This window comes from Streptomonospora wellingtoniae (genome assembly GCF_031845375.1).
Taxonomy (GTDB): Bacteria; Actinomycetota; Actinomycetes; order Streptosporangiales; family Streptosporangiaceae; genus Streptomonospora; species Streptomonospora wellingtoniae.
This window is the reverse complement of record NZ_JAVREK010000004.1, coordinates 113,738-131,651: the sequence shown is the minus strand read 5'-3', so window position 1 is coordinate 131,651 and position 17,914 is coordinate 113,738. Positions and strand designations below refer to the sequence as shown.

15 protein-coding genes and 1 pseudogene are annotated in these 17,914 nt (G+C 73.7%); 6 read left to right on the top strand and 10 right to left on the bottom strand.

Annotated elements, in window-relative coordinates; all coding sequences use genetic code 11:
• Window positions 1–44 precede the first annotated feature (44 nt).
• Window positions 45–1,037 (top strand): AAA family ATPase, encoded by a 993-nt coding sequence (locus tag RM446_RS05690; protein WP_311544052.1) that lies wholly within the window; start codon window positions 45–47, stop codon window positions 1,035–1,037.
• Between the two features lie 64 nt (window positions 1,038–1,101).
• Window positions 1,102–2,403, top strand: coding sequence for a DUF58 domain-containing protein (locus RM446_RS05685; protein ID WP_311544051.1), 1,302 nt, complete (start codon window positions 1,102–1,104; stop codon window positions 2,401–2,403).
• 99 nt (window positions 2,404–2,502) lie between these two features.
• Here the strand turns inward: RM446_RS05685 and RM446_RS05680 are convergent, their stop codons facing one another.
• Window positions 2,503–3,498, bottom strand: coding sequence for a stage II sporulation protein M (locus RM446_RS05680; protein WP_311544050.1), 996 nt, complete (start codon window positions 3,496–3,498; stop codon window positions 2,503–2,505).
• A gap of 183 nt (window positions 3,499–3,681) precedes the next feature.
• Here RM446_RS05680 and RM446_RS05675 point away from each other — a divergent pair.
• Window positions 3,682–4,476 (top strand): annotated as a pseudogene (locus tag RM446_RS05675) (RDD family protein); the annotation flags it as partial.
• 256 nt (window positions 4,477–4,732) lie between these two features.
• Here the strand turns inward: RM446_RS05675 and ahcY (RM446_RS05670) are convergent.
• Window positions 4,733–5,995, bottom strand: coding sequence for an adenosylhomocysteinase (gene ahcY, locus RM446_RS05670; RefSeq protein ID WP_311544049.1), 1,263 nt, complete (start codon window positions 5,993–5,995; stop codon window positions 4,733–4,735).
• A 39-nt stretch (window positions 5,996–6,034) separates the two neighbouring features.
• On the bottom strand, window positions 6,035–7,471 hold the full coding sequence (gene ahcY / locus RM446_RS05665) for an adenosylhomocysteinase (RefSeq protein WP_311544048.1): 1,437 nt from the start codon (window positions 7,469–7,471) through the stop codon (window positions 6,035–6,037).
• A gap of 308 nt (window positions 7,472–7,779) precedes the next feature.
• Between ahcY (RM446_RS05665) and RM446_RS05660 the strand changes: the two genes are divergently transcribed.
• On the top strand, window positions 7,780–8,163 hold the full coding sequence (locus RM446_RS05660; protein WP_311544047.1) for a MerR family transcriptional regulator: 384 nt from the start codon (window positions 7,780–7,782) through the stop codon (window positions 8,161–8,163).
• Window positions 8,164–8,192: 29 nt separating this feature from the next.
• Here RM446_RS05660 and RM446_RS05655 read toward each other — a convergent pair whose 3' ends face one another.
• Complete coding sequence (locus RM446_RS05655; protein WP_311544046.1) at window positions 8,193–10,289, bottom strand: acyltransferase family protein; 2,097 nt, start codon at window positions 10,287–10,289, stop codon at window positions 8,193–8,195.
• A 357-nt stretch (window positions 10,290–10,646) separates the two neighbouring features.
• Between RM446_RS05655 and RM446_RS05650 the strand changes: the two genes are divergently transcribed.
• Window positions 10,647–12,128, top strand: coding sequence for a hypothetical protein (locus tag RM446_RS05650; protein WP_311544045.1), 1,482 nt, complete (start codon window positions 10,647–10,649; stop codon window positions 12,126–12,128).
• Window positions 12,129–12,234: 106 nt separating this feature from the next.
• Here RM446_RS05650 and RM446_RS05645 read toward each other — a convergent pair whose 3' ends face one another.
• The 5 genes from RM446_RS05645 to RM446_RS05625 all read right to left on the bottom strand — a co-directional run bounded on the left by RM446_RS05645 (window position 12,235) and on the right by RM446_RS05625 (window position 16,880).
• Complete coding sequence (locus RM446_RS05645; protein ID WP_311544044.1) at window positions 12,235–13,569, bottom strand: serine/threonine-protein kinase; 1,335 nt, start codon at window positions 13,567–13,569, stop codon at window positions 12,235–12,237.
• Window positions 13,570–13,600: 31 nt separating this feature from the next.
• The gene (locus RM446_RS05640) at window positions 13,601–14,701 is read right to left on the bottom strand and encodes an SIS domain-containing protein (protein ID WP_311544043.1); all 1,101 of its coding nucleotides are present in this window, start codon (window positions 14,699–14,701) and stop codon (window positions 13,601–13,603) included.
• 55 nt (window positions 14,702–14,756) lie between these two features.
• Window positions 14,757–14,933, bottom strand: coding sequence for a Trm112 family protein (locus RM446_RS05635; RefSeq protein WP_155998242.1), 177 nt, complete (start codon window positions 14,931–14,933; stop codon window positions 14,757–14,759).
• A 43-nt stretch (window positions 14,934–14,976) separates the two neighbouring features.
• Entirely contained in the window at window positions 14,977–16,335 is a 1,359-nt protein-coding gene (locus RM446_RS05630; RefSeq protein WP_311544042.1) for a phosphomannomutase/phosphoglucomutase, read from the bottom strand.
• A 137-nt stretch (window positions 16,336–16,472) separates the two neighbouring features.
• Window positions 16,473–16,880 carry a DUF3499 domain-containing protein gene (locus RM446_RS05625; RefSeq protein WP_311544041.1) on the bottom strand — a complete coding sequence of 136 codons (408 nt, stop codon included), beginning with the start codon at window positions 16,878–16,880 and terminating at the stop codon, window positions 16,473–16,475.
• 119 nt (window positions 16,881–16,999) lie between these two features.
• Between RM446_RS05625 and RM446_RS05620 the strand changes: the two genes are divergently transcribed.
• On the top strand, window positions 17,000–17,452 hold the full coding sequence (locus RM446_RS05620; protein ID WP_311544040.1) for a metallopeptidase family protein: 453 nt from the start codon (window positions 17,000–17,002) through the stop codon (window positions 17,450–17,452).
• 18 nt (window positions 17,453–17,470) lie between these two features.
• Here RM446_RS05620 and RM446_RS05615 read toward each other — a convergent pair whose 3' ends face one another.
• Complete coding sequence (locus RM446_RS05615; protein ID WP_311544039.1) at window positions 17,471–17,731, bottom strand: hypothetical protein; 261 nt, start codon at window positions 17,729–17,731, stop codon at window positions 17,471–17,473.
• Between the last annotated feature and the right edge of the window lie 183 nt (window positions 17,732–17,914).

Below are 17,914 nucleotides of genomic sequence, written 5' to 3'. Positions count from 1 at the left end.
CCGAAACCGCCGCTGCCGACTCCGCTGACCGAGGGAGACCACAAGTGACCGCCTTCCCCGCCGACGGCCCGCCCGCGTCCGGGCAGGCCGAACAGGCCAGAGCCGCGCTGACCGCGCTGCGCCACGAGGTCGCCAAGGCCGTCGTGGGCCAGGACGAGACCGTCACCGGCATGGTGGTGGCCCTGCTGTGCCGCGGCCACGTGCTGATGGAGGGTGTGCCGGGCGTCGCCAAAACCCTGCTGGTGCGCGCGGTCTCCGCTGCGCTGTCCCTGGGGCACAAGCGCGTCCAGTTCACCCCCGACCTGATGCCGGGCGACGTCACGGGCTCGCTGGTCTACGACTCGCGCACCTCCAAGTTCGAGTTCCACGAGGGACCGGTCTTCACCAACCTGTTCCTGGCCGACGAGATCAACCGGACGCCGCCCAAGACGCAGGCGGCGCTGCTGGAGGCCATGGAGGAACGACAGGTGACCGTCGCGGGCGAGCCGGCTGCGCTGCCCGACCCCTTCGTCGTGGCCGCCACCCAGAACCCCGTGGAGTACGAGGGCACCTACCCGCTGCCCGAGGCCCAGCTCGACCGGTTCCTGCTCAAGCTCGTGGTGTCGCTGCCCGAGCGCGCCCACGAGGTCGACATGCTGGGCCGCCACGCCGCGGGCTTCGACCCCGGCGACCTGGACGCGGCCGGGCTGCGCCCGGTGGCGGGCGCCGAGGACCTGCGCGCCGCCCGCGCGGCCGTGGCCGCGACCGCGGTCGCACCCGAGGTGCTGGGCTACATCGTCGACATCTGCCGCGCCACCCGCGGTTCGCCGTCGCTCCAACTGGGCGCCTCTCCGCGCGGCGCCACCGCGCTGCTGCGCACCAGCCGGGCCTGGGCGTGGCTGTCCGGACGCGACTACGTCACCCCCGACGACGTCAAGGCGCTCGCAAAGGCGACGCTGCGGCACCGGGTGGCGCTGCGCCCCGAGGCCGAACTGGAAGGCGCCACGAGCGCGGGGGTGCTCGACGGCGTGCTGGCGTCGGTGCCGGTGCCCCGCTGATTCTCCGCCCGACGAGGGCGGGACACCGCGTCCGCACAGGTCGAAAGGCACGGAAGGAGCGACGATGGCGATCACGGGGCGTGCGGTGCTTGCCGCCTTCGCCGCCGCGCTCGCGGTGCTGGTCGCGGGCGCGGTCGGGAGCTGGATCGCCTGGGCGGCGCCGGGTCTGCTCGCGGCGGCGATCCTGGCCGACGTACTTCTGGCGCCCAGCCCGCGGGCCCTGCGCTTCGAGCGCTCCGGCGACACCGCCGTCCGGCTGGGTGAGACCGCCGAGGTGGCGCTGGTCGTGGCCAACCCCTCGCGCCGCCGGCTGCGGGGCGTGCTCCGCGACGCGTGGGCGCCCAGCGCCGGGGCGCGGCCCCCGCGGCGGCCGGTAGCCGTGCCCGGCGGCGGCCGGGTGCGGGTGGCCACCGGGCTCACGCCCACGCGCCGCGGCGACCAGGCGGCCGCCGGGGTCACGGTGCGCAGCCTCGGGCCGCTGGGGCTCGCCGCACGCCAGTGCACCCACGCGGTGCCGTGGACGGTGCGGGCGCTGCCGCCCTTCCACAGCCGCCGGCACCTGCCGGGCAAGCTCTCGCGGCTGCGCGAGCTGGACGGCCAGCACACGGCGCTGGTGCGCGGCCAGGGAAGCGAGTTCGACTCTCTGCGCGAGTACGTGCCCGGCGACGACGTGCGCTCCATCGACTGGCGCGCAACCGCCCGCAGGGACGCGGTCGTGGTGCGCACCTGGCGGCCCGAGCGCGACCGCAGGATCCTGCTGGTGCTCGACACCAGCCGCACCTCCGCCGGACGGGTGGGCGACGTGCCGCGCCTGGACCACGCCATGGACGCCGCACTGCTGCTGGCGGCCCTTGCTGGCCGCGCCGGCGACCGGGTGGACCTGCTGGCCTACGACCGCCGCGTGCGCGCCCAGGTGCGCAGCCACGGCCGCGGCAGCCGCGTCCCCCAGATCGTGCAGGCGATGGCGCCGCTGGAGGCCGAGCTGGTGGAGTCCGACCCCGCCGGGCTGGTCGCCACGATCCTCGGCGGCCACAGCCGGACCCGGCAGCTGGTGGTGCTGCTGACCGACCTGAACGCGGCCGCGCTGGAGGAGGGGCTGCTGCCGCGGCTGCCCGCGCTGACCTCGCGGCACATGCTGATGGTGGCGGCCGTGGGCGATCCCCGGGTGAGCGAGATGGCCGCGGCGCGCGGCAGCGCCCGGGCCACCTACGACGCCGCGGCCGCCGAGCGCGCGCTGGGCGAGCGCGGCCGCATCACCGCCGAGCTGCGCCGCCACGGCGTGGAGGTCGTCGACGCCGACCCCGAGCACATCGCGCCGGCGCTGGCCGACGCCTACATCGGCCTCAAGGCCCAGGGGCGGCTATAAGCTCCGAGGTGCGCGGCGGCCGCAGATCACTCCCGCAGAAGGGGCCGTGGTCGCGCGTCGGGTGGCCGCGCCTGCGCGGTGACCGCGCGCCCCGGGCGTTCAGCCCGCGACCGGCGCCGCCTGCGGGGCGGCGGCGATGTCGCCGGTCACGCCCCGGTTGTGCGCGGCACGGCCGACCACGAACACATAGGCCAAGAACAGCAGTTCGGCGGCCACGCCGATGCCGATGCGCAGCCAGGTGGTGTGCACCCATCCGGTGACCAGGCCCTCGATCAGTCCGGAGACGAACAGCACGAGCACCAGCCCGAGCGCCACCGCGATGGCCGGGCGCGCTTCCTCGGCCAGCGCCCGCAGACGGGGGCGCGGTCCGGGCGCGATGAGGGTCCAGCCGAGCTTGAGGCCCACGCCCGCGGCGACGAAGACCGCTGTCAGCTCCAGCAGCCCGTGCGGCAGGATCAGCCCGAGGAAGACGTCGCCCTTGCCGTTGGCGAACATCATCCCCGCGCCCACACCCAGGTTGGCGCCGTTGAGCGCGAGCACGTAGAGGGTGGGCAGGCACAGGAACACGCCGAGGATGAGCGCCTGGGCGGCGGCCCAGGCGTTGTTGGTCCACACCTGGGCGGCGAAGGATGCGCCGGGGTGCTCCACGTAGTAGTTGGCGAAGTCGTTCTCGACATAGGCGCGGATCTCCTCGGGAGTGCCGACGGCGGCCAGCACTCGGGGGTCGGTGGCGATCCAGACCGCGATCACGGCGGAGAACGCCACGGTGCCCAGGCCGGCGGCGATCCACCACCACCGCAGCCGGTACAGCACGGCCGGGAAGGTGTCGGTGAAGAACCGGGCGGCGTCGTGCCAGGAGGACTCGTGGGCGCCCGTGGAGGCCGAGCGCGCCCGCGCCACCAGTCCGGACAGGTGGCCGACCAGCCCCGGGTCCTGCCCGGCGGAGCGCACCACCGACAGGTGGGTGGAGACGCGCTGGTAGAGGTCGACCAGCTCGTCGACCTCGGTGCCGCTGAGGCGGCGGCGCCGGCGCACGAGGCTGTCGAGGCGTTCCCACTCGGGGCGGTGCGCGGCGGCGAAGACGTCCAGATCCACGCGGGCGACTCTACCGGCCGACCCTGCGGCGCCGAGTCGGCGGCGGTGCGGGCATAGCCCGCCCGCGGCGGGGCGGGAGGCGTGCGTGTCACCGGCGCCGACCGTCTCCTGACAGACTGGAGGGAGCACGACAGGCGGGACGAATGCGGAGCACCCGCGGCGGACCTACGGAGGCGGACAACGGTGGCATACCCGGGCGGTGGACTACCCGACGAACAGTCGTCCCTGGTCACCGGCGACGCTGTCGTGCTGGACCTGCGCCCGGCGGGCTTCGCCAGCCGCATGACGGCCCTGGTCGTCGACGGGGTCGTCCAGATCTCCGCGCTGCTCGCCGCCGCCGTGGCGACCAACCTCGTCGCAAGCGGACTGGATGCCGCGGCCACGGCCGCGGTGAACCTGGGACTGAGCGTGCTGGTGCTGGTGGGCTATCCCACCGCGATGGAGTCCCTTACACGCGGGCGCTCGCTGGGCAAGATGGCACTGGGGCTGCGGGTCGTTGGCACCGACGGCTCGCCGGAGCGGTTTCGCCAGGCCCTGGGCCGGGCGCTGACCGGAGTGGTGGAGATCTGGATCACCACCGGAGTCGTCGCCCTGATCACGTCGCTGGTCAACCCCGACGGCCGCCGGGTGGGCGACTTCGTCGCCGGCACCCTGGTGGTGCACGAGCGGGCCGCCCGGCGCCCCGACGACACCCTGCCGATGCCGCCGCACCTGGCCGACTGGGCACGCGGGGCCGAGCTGTCGCAGCTGTCGCCGGAAACGGCGGGCACGGCCCGCCAGTACCTGCTGCGCTTCGGCGAACTGGCGGAGGAGACCCGCTACCGGATGGGCGTGCGCATCGCCGATCTGGTGGCCGCCGCCGTCAGCCCTCCGCCGCCGCCGGGCACCACTCCCCCGGAGTACCTCGCGGCGGTGCTGGCCGAGCGCCGCCGCCGCGAGGAGGAGCGGCAGGCCCGGCTGCGCGAGCACAGCCAGGGCGTCCGGCCGGATACCGTCGGCCCGCCCGGTTGGGCCGCCTACGGACCGCGGCCGCCCGCCGGAGGAGGCCCGTTCGGACCCGGCCCCGGCTACGGGGGCGCCGCGCCCGCGGGTCCGGGAGGACCGCAGGCGCAGCCACAGGACGGCGGGTACCCGTCGCAGGCGCCGGGCGCGGACCACCGCGGCGCACCGGACGGAGGGCGCGGGCCGGGCTAGCGCAGCGGCCGGGTGCAGCCGCGCGGCGCCTGCTGCGGCCTCACTCCTGCCAGGAGTTGAGGTAGTCCTCCTGCTCGGGGGTCAGTCGGTCGACGCCCACACCCAGGGCCTCCAGCTCCAGGCGCGCCACCTCGGTGTCGATGCCTCCCGGCACCTCCAGGACGCCGGGCTGCAGGTCGGCGGCGTTGCGAGCCAGCCAGGCCACCGTCAGCGCCTGCACCGAGAAGGACATGTCCATCACCGCGGCGGGGTGGCCCTCGGCGGCGCCGAGGTTGACCAGGCGCCCCTCGGCCAGCAGCACGATCCGGCGGCCGTCGGCCAGCACGTACTCGTCGGCCTGCGGGCGCACCTCCCGGCGGATGTCCACGGACATCGCTTCGAGGGCGGGCAGGTCGATCTCGACGTCGAAGTGGCCCGAATTGGCCAGCACCGCACCGTCCTTGAGCGAGGCGAGGTGCTCGGCACGGACCACGTCGCGGTTTCCGGTGACCGTGACCAGCACGTCGCCGATGGGCGCGGCCTCGTCCATGGGCAGCACCGTGTAGCCCTGCATCACCGCGTCCAGCGCTTTCACCGGATCGACCTCGGTGACGACGACGCGCGCGCCCATCCCGCGGGCGCGCTCGGCGAGGCCGCGGCCGCAGTAGCCGAACCCGGCCACGACGACGGTGCGGCCGGCGATCATCGCGTTGGTGGCGCGCATGATGCCGTCGAGGGTGGACTGGCCGGTGCCGTAGCGGTTGTCGAACATCCGCTTGGTGGCGGTGTCGTTGACCGCGACCATGGGCAGCTTCAGCGCGCCGTCGGCGCGCATCCGCCGCAGCCGGATGACGCCCGTGGTGGTCTGCTCGCAGCCGCCCAGGGCCTCGTCGAGCAGCTCCGGGCGCTCCATGTGGGCGAGGTTGACCAGGTCGCACCCGTCGTCCAGCAGCAGGTGCGGGCGGCGCTCCAGGACGGTGGCCAGGTTGCGGTCGTAGGAGGCGGGGTCGATGCCCGCCCGCGCGTAGACCGAGATCCCGTACTCGGCGACCAGGGCCGCCGCGGTGTCGTCCTGTGTGGACAGGGGGTTGGACGCCGCGAGCGCGATCTCGGCGCCGCCGCCGCTGAGCGCCCGCAGCAGGTTGGCGGTCTCGGCCGTGACGTGCATGCACGCGGCGACGCGCATGCCCGCCATCGGCCGGTCCGCGGCGAAGCGGTCGTGCACTTTGCGCAGCACCGGCATCGCGCGCTCGGCCCATTCGACGCGGCGGACCCCGGCCTGGGCCAGGCCGAGGTCCGCGACGTCACTGTCTGGGAATGCCATCCGGGGAGTGTCCCAGATCCCGTGTAGCCCGTACCGCTTTTAGTAGCGGTAGTGGTCGGGCTTGTAGGGGCCGGCCACGTCGACGCCGATGTAGGCGGCCTGCTCCTTGGTGAGCTCGGTCAGGCGCACGCCGAGGGCGTCCAGGTGCAGCCGGGCGACCTTCTCGTCCAGGAGCTTGGGCAGCGTGTAGACGTCGAGCGGGTACTCGGCGGTCTTGGTGAACAGCTCGATCTGGGCGATCGTCTGGTTCGTGAAGCTGTTGGACATCACGAAGCTGGGGTGACCGGTGGCGTTGCCCAGGTTGAGCAGGCGGCCCTCCGACAGCACCAGGATGGTGTGGCCGTCGGGGAACGCGTACTCGTGGACCTGCGGCTTGATCTCGGTCTTCTTGATGCCCTGGGTCTTCTCCAGGCCGGCCATGTCGATCTCGTTGTCGAAGTGGCCCACGTTGCCGACGATGGCCTGGTGCTTCATCCGCTTCATGTGGTCGGCGGTGAAGATGTCGAAGTTGCCGGTGGTGGTGATGAAGATGTCGGCGGTCTCGATGTAGTCCTCGACCCGGGCGACCTCGTAGCCGTCCATGGCGGCCTGGAGGGCGTTGATCGGGTCGATCTCGGTGACGACCACGCGGGCGCCCTGGCCGCGCAGCGCGTCGGCGGAGCCCTTGCCGACGTCGCCGTAGCCGGCGACCAGCGCGATCTTGCCGCCGATCAGCACGTCGGTGGCCCGCATGATGCCGTCCGGCAGCGAGTGGCGGATGCCGTACTTGTTGTCGAACTTGCTCTTGGTGACCGAGTCGTTGACGTTGATCGCCGGGAAGAGCAGCTTGCCGTCGCGGTGCATCTCGTAGAGGCGGTGCACACCGGTCGTGGTCTCCTCGGTGACGCCCTTGATGCGCGAGGCGGCACGGGTCCACTTCTGCGGATCGTCGGCGACGCTCTTCTTGAGGAGGTTCAGGAAGACCTTGAACTCCTCGGCGTCGTCCTCGCTGGGCGAGGGCACGGCGCCGGCCTTCTCGAACTCGGCACCCTTGTGGACGAGCATGGTGGCGTCGCCGCCGTCGTCCAGGATCATGTTGGGGCCTTCGCCACCGGGCCAGGTCAGCGCCTGCTCGGTGCACCACCAGTACTCTTCGAGGGTCTCGCCCTTCCAGGCGTAGACCGGCACGCCCTGGGGGTTGTCCGGGGTGCCGTTGGGGCCGACCACCGCAGCGGCGGCGGCGTGGTCCTGGGTGGAGAAGATGTTGCAGCTGACCCAGCGGACCTCCGCGCCGAGCGCGACGAGGGTCTCGATGAGGACGGCGGTCTGCACGGTCATGTGCAGGGAGCCCATGATCTTCGCGCCCTTGAGCGGCTGAGAGGCACCGTACTCGGCGCGGGTGGCCATGAGGCCGGGCATCTCGTGCTCGGCGAGCCGGATCTCCTTGCGCCCGAACTCGGCGAGGGACAGGTCAGCGACTTTGTAGTCGAAGGACATGCGTCTTTACTCCTCCTGGGTGGATGCGCACCGAGTCTAGGACGGCATGCCCGACCGAAGCACGACCATCGGAGAGAATTTGACGCCCTAGTGTCAGATTCGCTGCCGCGAAACGCTGCGAAGGACTACAGTTACTGCCCATGGCGCACCCAGACGATCGCGCGACAACCTCCCATTCCACGCGCTTCGGACCGATCGGCCCCGGCCGATCCGAGGAGCGGGGTGACTCCCCTCACGTTCAGGGTCAGGCGGAGGGCGGACCGGCACCCCGGCGGCCTTCGGGCGGCCCGTCCGAGACCCCTCCGGGGATGCCGATCTCGGCCGCCGCGGAACGCCTGGGCACGACCGCCCGGATGCTGCGCTACCGCGAGGCGCTGGGCCTGGTCCCCCCGACCAAGGAGCAGCCCACCGGCCGCGGCCACCGCCACCGGCGCTTCAGCGAGAACGACCTCGCCGCGGTGTCGGCCGGCTTGGAGCTGGAACGCGCCTACGGCATCCCGCCGGCCGCGCTCGCCTTCGCGCTGCGCGTCCTCGCGGAGCCGGCGATCCTCGCCCGGGTCCGCTCCTTCGGCGAGCGCGTCGGCCGCCTGGCGCCCGCGCCGGCCCGCGCCATGGACTTCGAAAAGCAGAAGGCGCTGCGCCTCCTCCAGCACAGGGAGCAGCCCGGCGGCGGACGTCCGACCGGGCGATGAGCGGCGCCGCCCTCGGGCGGGGGCGCCCGTCACAGGTCGCCGGCGGCCTCGATCCGGTCACTCAGGACGGGGGCGAGTGAGCGCATGTAGGTGGCGGTGATGTGGGCGCGGTCCCAGTAGACGAGAATGTTGCCGATCACCGTCGGGCATCGGTCGCCACGGCAGAGCAGGTCGGTGAGATCGATGTAGGCGACGTTGCCGGGCAGGTCCGCGATCCTCTCCAGCGGGGAGGTGCGCGCCATGGACCGGTGGCGCTGGCCGACGCAGTCCTCGGGGCGGTTCTCGGCCAGGCAGTCGGGGGCGCTGAAGTCCAGCCGCGGGGTGTCGCGCACGGCGATCACGTCGATGCCCATGGCGTCCAGCTCGCGCCAGCGCGACACGTAGCCCTCGACGACCGACTCCCCCACGGGTCCTGACCCGGGGTCGAGGTTGGTGCGTGTCGCCGTGGTGAACACGGCGTCGGGGCGCAGGTCGGCGAGCTCGGCCATGACACCGGAGTTCCACACCGCACACGACTCGTAGGCCTGCCCGTGGCGCAGCTGTTCGGCGGCCGTGAACAGGCACGAGCCCTTGATGATGTTGACGACGCGCCAGTGCTTCTCCCGGGCGATCTCGTGCAGCGCCGGGAACCAGTGCGCGGCGTGGGAGGCGCCGACCAGGGCGATCGTGCGGGCCGGGTCCTGGGATCCGTAGGCGCAGGTGAGTACCTCGGACTCCGGGATCCCCTGGTTGCAGCCGTCGGCGTAGGTGAGAGGCACGTCCTCGGCGGCGTTGGCGGGGGCGGGGTAGACGGGTGCGTCCGGGGTCTGGTCCGGTGCGGTGGCGGGCGCGGCCAGGGCGGCCGCGCCCGGGTAGTCGGCGGCCTGGCCCCCCGTGGCGGCCAACTCCTGCTGGCGCTGCTGGTGGGTGAGATAGCCCGACCATACGCCCGAGGCGGCCAGCACCGGGACGAGGAAGGCCGCGCCCACCGACACCGACCAGAGCCGTCCCGGGCGGGCGCGGGTGAACGCGTCGACCCCGTCCTCGCCGACCCACCGCGTCGCGACCGCCAGCGCCATCGACACCGCCAGCACCAGGCAGCCGCCGGTCAGGCTGGGCTGGGTGCGGTCGGTGACCGCCAGGTAGCAGACCAGCACCGGCCAGTGCCAGAGGTAGAGCGCGTAGGCGTGGTCTCCGATGTAGTGCAGCGGCCGCAGGTTGAGCAGCCGGTCGGCGGCCAGGGGCGAGCCGGTGCTGCCCGCGACGATCACGGCGACGGCGGCGAGGGTGGGCCACAGCGCGATATAGCCGGGGAACAGCGTGGAGACGTTCACCAGGAGGCCGCAGGAGACCAGGGCCACGAGCCCGGTCCAGCCCAGCAGGATGCGCGGCAGGAGACGCAGGCGCAGGTGGGGCAGGGCGAGGGCGAGCAGTCCGCCCAGCGCAAGCTCCCACAGGCGGGCACCGGTGTCGAAGTAGGCCCAGGGCTGGTCGGTGGCCGTGACGGCCGCGGAGTAGGCCAGCGAGGCGGTGAAGACCAGGGCGAGTGCCGCTGCCGCGACGCTCCGCAGCGGCCATCCGGCCGCTCGTGCCAGGGCGGCTGCCGCCGTGATGAGAAGGGGCCACGCCAGGTAGAACTGCCCCTGAACCGACAGCGACCAGAAGTGCTGGGCCGGTCCCGCCCCGCTGTTCTGGGCGAGGTAGTCCACAGAGTTCAGCGCCAGATGCCAGTTCTGGAAGTACAGCGCCGACGCGATCGTCCCCGAGATCGCGTCGCGCCAGGCCGTCGTGGGCAGGAACAGGTAGCTCGCCACGAGGATGCCGGCCAGGGCCGCCGCCGCGCCGGGAAAGAGCCGCTTTACCAGCCGGGACCAGAACGCGGCGTAGCCGACGCGGCCGCGCCGCTCCACGGTGCGCAGCAGCGAGCCCGTGATCAAGAAGCCGGTGAGCAGCAGGAACACGTCCACGCCGCCGGATACCCGGCCCAGCCAGATGTGGTAGACGGCCACGAGCAGCACCGCGACGGCACGCAGCCCCTGGAGCTCGGGGCGGAATCCGGAGCCGGATTCCCGGCCGGTGCCCGCGCCGCGCTCGGCGGCGCCCGAAGGCTTCTGGGGCTGCCCAGCGGAGCCCGATGACGTCTGCACGGGAGCGGCCACTCCTTTCACGGTCCGTGCCGGGGCAGGCGAACGCGCGGCGGGATCGGCGGCCCAGCACCGCCGACGCGCGAAGGTGACGAAATCGAGGACGCGGGGAGTACGCCTCCGGTTGCCCGGCCCACGCCGCAGGGACCCGCGCGGCAGAGGATCGCGGGAGGTCGGGACCGGTGCGTCTCGGTGGAAGATTATCGGTCCGCCCGTCCCGGGATCGGCGTGTTCGCTCTGTGTTGGCCGATTCGAGGCCGGATCCTTAGCTTGCGCGGGCCCCGGTCCGATCTCCGCAATCCCTGGAAGGATCATCACATGCCGGGTTTTATCGGCCGTGCCGCTGGCTACGGTGACAGCGTGGACACCCGACGACGCGCCGGCGCCCTTGCCCCGGAGCGCTTCCCCTACGCCGTGCGCAGGAGGCTCGGCGACCTCGACCGGCTGCGCGAGGTGTGGGCCGACAACCGGCGCTACGGCGACCGGACCGACGACCCGGCGGTCGACCGGCGCCGCGCCCGCCGGCGAATCGAGGGGCTGCGGCTGCTGGCGGGCCAGGACTCCGCCGCCTCCGACGCCATCGCCGCCGAGGAGGACGCGTTCCTGGCCGCGGCCGAGGACTGCCGTTCCGGTGTCCGCCTGACCCCGGACTACTTCGAGGCGCTGGCGCGCGGGGCACCGGACTTCGGCCCGCCGCTGCCCGCCCCTGAAGGCGTGGGCGCGCTGCTGGCCGAGGCCGCGTCCGTCGAGACCCATCCGGTGATCCGCGCGGCGCACCTGTTCGCTACCTGCACCGAGGCGCTGGCGACCGGCTCGGCGCACCCCGCTGCGACCGGAGGCCCCGCCGGAGTCGCCGGGGACCGGCCGGCCCCGCCGGACCCGCCCGCGCACCTGCGCCCGCTGCCGTGGTGGCTGGCCTCGCTCTCGCTGATCCGCTCCGATCTCCCGCCGCCCGCGATCGACAGCCGCTGCCCGCTCGACCTTCCGCCGCGCTCCGCCGCGGGCGGGAGCGCCCTGCCCTGGCCCGTCGCGGCAGGCGAAACCCCCGACGTCCCCGCAGCCGCGCCCGTCCCGGGCGGTGAGCCGGGCCCCGGCCGCGCACCCGCCGCCGCCCTCAGCACGGAGTCCGGTCCCGAGGGCGACCGGCTCACTCCGCTGGTACTGCTGCTGGCCGACCTGGAGACCGCCGCGCTGCGCTCCGAGCTGAGCCGCCCCCCGCGCGTTCCCGCCGCCCGCCGCGGCGAGAGCGGCCGCCTGGCCGCCGCGGTCCACCGCCGGATCGTCGACCACCTGCGCCTGCGCTGCGCGCCGCTACAGCTGGTCCTGCGTGAACTCGACCCCGCATGCCGGTCCGTGGTGAGCAGCTCGACGGGCGGCCCCGCCTTCGCCACACCGAGCGGCACCGAGGGCGGCGGCCCCTCCGGCGCGCAGCCCGAGCCGTCACCCGCGAGTCGGGCCGACGACTCCGCAACCGCCACCCGCACCGCGGTCGCTCCCGCGACCGCCGAGCGCGGCCGCGACTCCGCCCGGCGCGCGCTGTTCAGCCCCGGCGCGAACGAGTGGCACGCCTCGCTCGACGTGGACCTGGCCGACGGCGTCCTTCGTCTGACCGTGTTCGTCCAGGAAGTGGGCTCCTCGGCCACCGGCGTGCTCGCCGTGACGGCCGACGGGCGGCTGAACGCCGAAGACGGCGCGATGGACGTCCTGGAACCCGGATGCGCCGACTGCGTGACGCTGGTGCCCACCGACGCCGCCGACGACCGCTGGCCCGAGGTGGAGGCCTTCGTCGACGACGTGCTCTCGCGCTCCATCGGCCAGCTGGCCCGCACCGCCCGCTACTGACCGCACCGGCGCCCAGCACAGCACCGTTGATCTTGTAGCCATCGTCACTGGAAATCGTTTTCCTTCACGATAGCTACAAGATCAACGGGATTCGGGGATGCAGGCGCTAGCCGCTCAGCGCCACCAGGAACAGCACCAGCAGCAAGATGATGATGGCGATCAGCACCGCCGGCACCACCCATCCCTGCGACAGGATCGGGTCGTCGGCCCGCTGCTGCTGCGCCATGCCCGGGCGCTGCCGGCCCATGTTCGGGGGCGGCTGGGTCGGCATGCCGCGGTTGCCGTACATGGTGTTGGGGCCGGTCGGCGGCGGGCCGGGCGGCGGGCCGCCGGTCATGTTCGGATTGGGGTTGGGGCCGGGCATCTGCGGCCCCGGAGCCATCGGCTGGCGCGGCGGGAAGCCGCCCTGCTGGGGGCCCGTGGCCGGCGGAGCGTTCGGCGGGGGGCCCATTGCGCCGCCCTGGCCGCCGTAGCCGCCCGGGTGGGGCGTCTGCGGCCCGCTGGGCGCCGGCGTGGCCGGGCCGCCCTGCACGGGCGGGACGCCGGGACCGGGCATCGGCGTCTGCGGACCGCTGAGCGGCCCCTCGGCGATGCGCTCGCCCTCCTTGACGGCGTCGTCGGTCGAGACGGCGCTCTCGTGACCGAGCAGCCGCATCAGCAGCTCCTGTGCGGAGGGCCGGCGGGCGGGGTCCTTGTCCAGGCAGCTCTGGACGATGCCCAGCAGCCAGTCGGGCAGCCCGCTCAGGCTGGGCGGCGCGCTGACCACGCGGTGAACGACGGCGGGGACGCTGTCGCTGCCGAAGGGGGCGCTGCCGGTGGAGGCGAACGCCATCACGCAGCCCCACGCGAAGACGTCGACCTTCTCGGTGATCGCCTTGCCCTCGATCTGCTCGGGCGCCATGTAGGACGGCGTTCCCACGATCGAGTTGGTCATGGTCGCCGTGCCGTCGGAGACGCGCGCGATCCCGAAGTCGATGACCCGCGGGCCGTCCGGGCCAAGCAGCACGTTGCCGGGCTTGAAGTCGCGGTGCACGATGCCGGCCTGGTGGATGGCGACGAGTGCGGTCGCGGTCGAGACCGCGAGGCGCTGCAGCGCCGCGCCCTTGTGCGGCCCCTTGTCGGCGACCACCTCCTGCAGCGACCTGCCGGGCACGTACTCGGAGACGACGTAGGGCGGGTCCTCGTCGAGCTGGGCGTCGTGGATGGCGGCGGTGCAGAACGAGGCCACCTTCTGCGCCGCGCGCACCTCCTTGGCGAAGCGCTTGCGGAGATCGTCGTCCTGGGACCACTGGTCGTTGAGGACCTTGATGGCGAACTCGTCGCCCTCCGCGTCGCGGCCGAGGTAGACAACACCCTGGCCGCCTTTCCCGAGGCGTCCGACCACGCTGTAGCCACCGAACGAGGCGGGGTCGTTCGGCGACAGCGACTCGGGACCGGGCATCGATGTCCTCCAGATGCGGCCGTGGCTGGCGCTAGCGCACGACCAGCGTATGGGTTGGGGGCTCCGCGCCATAGGCGAGGGCTACATACACAGTGACGTAATCGATTAGAGCGATCAAACCGGCAATCCGTTCCAATGCACCCGCTTCGGAAGCGGAGAATTCGGTCACGCCGACTCCCCGCTCGCGGGCCGCATCGGCGGCGGCGTCCAGGTCGCGCGCGGCCGCCGGCTCCTCCTCCGGGTCGCGCAGCAGGACCAGCCGGACCGACACGGCGCCGCCCTCCACCGGGTCGTCGAAGATGGACCGCGGACCGGTGCCGCCGAACGGCCCGTCCACGACGGCGATCGGGCCGTCGAGCAGTCCGGGCGCCCGGCCGCAGACCGCAGGATAACCGGCCACCGAGGCGCTCCGGGAGGCCAGATAGCCCGCAGCGGCGGCGGCAGCGGGGGTGGCCCCGCACACCAGCGGAACGCTGCCGGCGATTTCCAGCGCGGCGGTCTTGGCCTCGTTCTCCCAGGTCTCGACGGTCGGACCGTAGTCGGCGGCGGCCTGTTCCAGGCGCGCGGCGGCAGCCTCATAGGCGGCGTCGGGCGGAGCGGTGAGGCCGATGCTCTCGGCCGCCGCCAGCAGGGCGGCGGCCGGCTCCCAGACCGCGTCGGGAGGCCCTCCGACCTGAGGAAGCGTCACCGCGGGCGCGCGGGCCTGCTCGGCGACGGCGGCGAGCGGATTGCCGCGCGGCCCCGCCGCGAGGAACCGGCAGCCGCGCCGCACCGCCTCGGCGGCGCACTCGCGCACCCATTCGGGAATCTGGCCGATTGTGGACGCGGCGGCCACGACGAGGTCGTGGCCGCCCACCCAGCCGGGCAGCCGGTAGTCCCGCACCGTCACGACGGGGATGGGACAGCCCGGCCCGAGTACGGCCGCCAGCACCTCGCCCGCGAGGCCGGCCGCACCGGCGCCCACGACGACGAGCGAGCGCGGCCGCCCCTCGCGGGACAGCGCGTCGAGCGGGGCCTCGGCCGCCGCCCCGCGCGCCGCCCGGAGCCGCGCCGCCGCCGACGCCGTCGCACGCAGCGCCTCGGCGCCGACTCGGGGATCGTCCAACCGCTCCTCGTCGGGTTCCCGCAGCATCGGTTCCTTTCGCGGTGGTGCGGGCGGACCGCGCCGGCAGACGCGGCGAACCTCCTCAGCCGATGGCGCGGGCCTCGTCGACCAGCAGCACCGGGATGCCGTCGCGGATGGGGTAGGCCAGGCCGCTCTCGTCGCAGACCAGTTCGCCGGCCTCCTCGTCGAGCCGCAGCGGCGCCTTGCTCTTGGGGCAGGCCAGGATCTCCAGCAGCCAGTCGTCGATCTTCGCGGTCATCGCCGTCTTCCCGTCAGGTGGTCGTGGTGCGCCGGGCGCCGGCTCAGGCGCGCACGATGGCGAGCACGTCGTCGCGCAGCTTCGCCATCGCCGCGGAGTCGGCGGCCTCGACGTTCAGCCGCAGCAGCGGCTCGGTGTTGGATGCGCGCAGGTTGAACCAGGAGCCATCGGCCAGGCTGACCGAAAGGCCGTCGAGGTGGTCGACCTCCGCGGCACCGCCGTAGGCCTGCTCTACGGCCTGCATGCGCCCCTGCTGGTCGGCGACCTCGGAGTTGATTTCGCCCGAGGCCGCGTAGCGGGTGTACTCGGCGGTGATCTCCGACAGCGGGCGGGGGTCGGACCCGAGCACGCGCAGCACGTGCATCGCCGCGAGCATACCGGTGTCGGCGCGCCAGAAGTCGCGGAAGTAGTAGTGGGCGGAGTGCTCGCCGCCGAAGATCGCCCCCGTCTCGGCCATCGTCTCCTTGATGAAGGAGTGGCCCACCCGCGTGCGCACCGGCTCGCCGCCGTGCTCGCGCACGATCTCGGGCACCGACTGGGAGGTGATCAGGTTGTGGATGATCGACGAACCCGGCTCCTTGGCCAGCTCCTGTACCGCGACCAGCGCGGTGATGGCCGACGGCGGCACGGGCTCGCCGCGCTCGTCGACCACGAAGCACCGGTCGGCGTCGCCGTCGAAGGCCAGCCCGATGTCCGCGCCGGTCTCGCGCACCCGGGCCTGCAGGTCGACGAGGTTGTCGTAGTCGAGCGGGTTGGCGGGGTGGTTGGGGAAGGTGCCGTCCAGTTCGAAGTACAGCGGGTCGATCGCCAGAGGCAGCTCGCCCAGGCGATCGGGGCCCAGTACGGCGGGCACGGTGTAGCCGCCCATCCCGTTGCCCGCGTCGACCACGACCCGCAGCGGCCTGACACCGGACAGGTCGACCAGGGTGCGCAGGTAGCGGGCGTAGTCGGTGAGCAGGTCGCGCTCGGTGACGGAGCCGCGGGCGCCCTCGGCCTCGGGCACGCCTCGCTCGGCCAGCGCGCGGATCTCGGCCAGTCCGCTCTCTGAGCCGACCGGTGCCGCGCCGGCCCGGCACATCTTGATGCCGTTGTACTGGGCGGGGTTGTGACTGGCGGTGAACATGGCGCCGGGCATGTCGAGCCGGCCGGCCGCGAAGTAGAGCATGTCGGTCGAGCCCAGCCCGGCCATGACCGCGTCGACGCCCTGACCCGTCACGCCTTCGGCGAAGGCGGCGGCCAGCTCGGGCGAGGAGGGCCGCATGTCGTAGGCCACCACCGCCGACGGACCGCCGACCGTGCGCGCGAAGGCCGCGCCGATCGCGCGCGCCGTGGCGGCGTCGAGGGTGTCGGGAAAGACGCCCCGCACGTCGTAGGCCTTGAAGATGTCGCCTAGGTCACCCACACGCTGCTCCGGATTCGGTAGTGATCGGGGCTTTCGGCCTCCGCCGCGCCGCCGGGGCGGCCGCGGGCGGGCACCGTCCACGTCGGTCCCAAGTTACCAAGGGGGCGGGGGATGCGGGCGCGTGCCGGGCCGCGGGGTCAGGCGTCGCGGCCGGGCCGGGCCGAGCGCTGCGGCGAGGGGGGATCGTGCTGCTGGGACTCGGACTTGACCACCCGGAGGTGGCCGCGCCTGTTGGTCTCGACGCCCTGGCCCACGGGACTGCCGGCGGCCGGCGGGCGGGCCGCCTCGCGTACGGCGTCGGCGAGCGCCTCCAGGTCGTCGCTGCCGGGGCCGGCGCCGGAGGTGTCGGCGGGCAGCCGCACGACCTCCCAGCCGCGGGGCGCGGTGAGCCGCTCGGCGTGCATGGCGCACAGGTCGTAGCAGTGCGGCTCGGCGTAGGCGGCGAGGGGACCGAGCACGGCGGTGGAATCGGCGTAAACATAAGTGAGCGTGAAGACTGCGGGCTGCCGGCACGCCGTGCGCGAGCAGCATCGTCCGACGCTCACGAGGACCGACTTTATGCCCTTCCGACGCCGCACGCCAGCATCGCCCCGCTGTGCCCGGCCTTCCGGGAAGCCGGGAACCGCGCGTGTGTCGGCCCGCGGGGGCTGCATCCGGGCGGCGGATGGCATACTCTCGAACCGTGCGACGAGTGCACCTTGATAGGGCTCAAGCCGACCGAGTACGACGCCGAGACCGGCGCGGGCGGGGGGTCCGCGGACCCCTGGCGCCGCCTGAGCTCCCCATGAGCCGCAGCCGGGCGCATGTTTTCGACGACCTGGTCCTCGATGCCGTGGAGCGGCTGGAGCGCCACTGGGCGCGAGAGCTCGCCAACGTGGAGTTCCTGGTCGAGGACGTCCCCCGGGTTCCCCGCGGGGTCACGGCCGAGGACGGCATCCCCTTCTCGCGACTGGAGACCGCCAAGAACGGGCAGGCGCGCATCATCGTCTACCGCAGGCCGGTCGAGATCCGCACGCGCGAGCCCGACGAGATGGCCCTGCTCGTCTACGACAGCGTGGTCGAGGAGGTCGCCAACCTGCTCGGGCTGGAGCCGGAGACCGTCGACCCCGAGACCTGACCGCGCGCGCCGGGCGCCTCAGGACCGGCTGTCGGGCACCACGGACAGCGCCACCCACCGCCCGTCGGATGTGCGGCACTCCCAGGTGACCGGCTCGCCGTTACCCAGTCGGATCTCGGCGAACCACTCGCGGATGACCGGCACCGACTGGCTGGCGACTCCCCGCTGGTACTCGGCGTAGCGCCCGCGCAGCCAGCGCGCCGCCGCGAAGGCGGTGTCGTAGGTGCCGGCGTAGCGCTCTCGCGCCTCGCCCGCCTGCTCGTAGCCGTTGTATCGCATGGGGCTCCCTCGGACCCGCGGGCCCGCCCCCCGGCGCCCGCGCGCCCCGGCCCGCGGGGCAATGATGGCACCGCGCCGCTCGCATGTCCTCCCGGTGTCCGGGCCCGGCCGCTCCGGATCACCGCCCCCGCGGCCCTACGCGCGTGCGCACCGCCGGCCGGGCTCCGTGGAATCAGCGGGAAG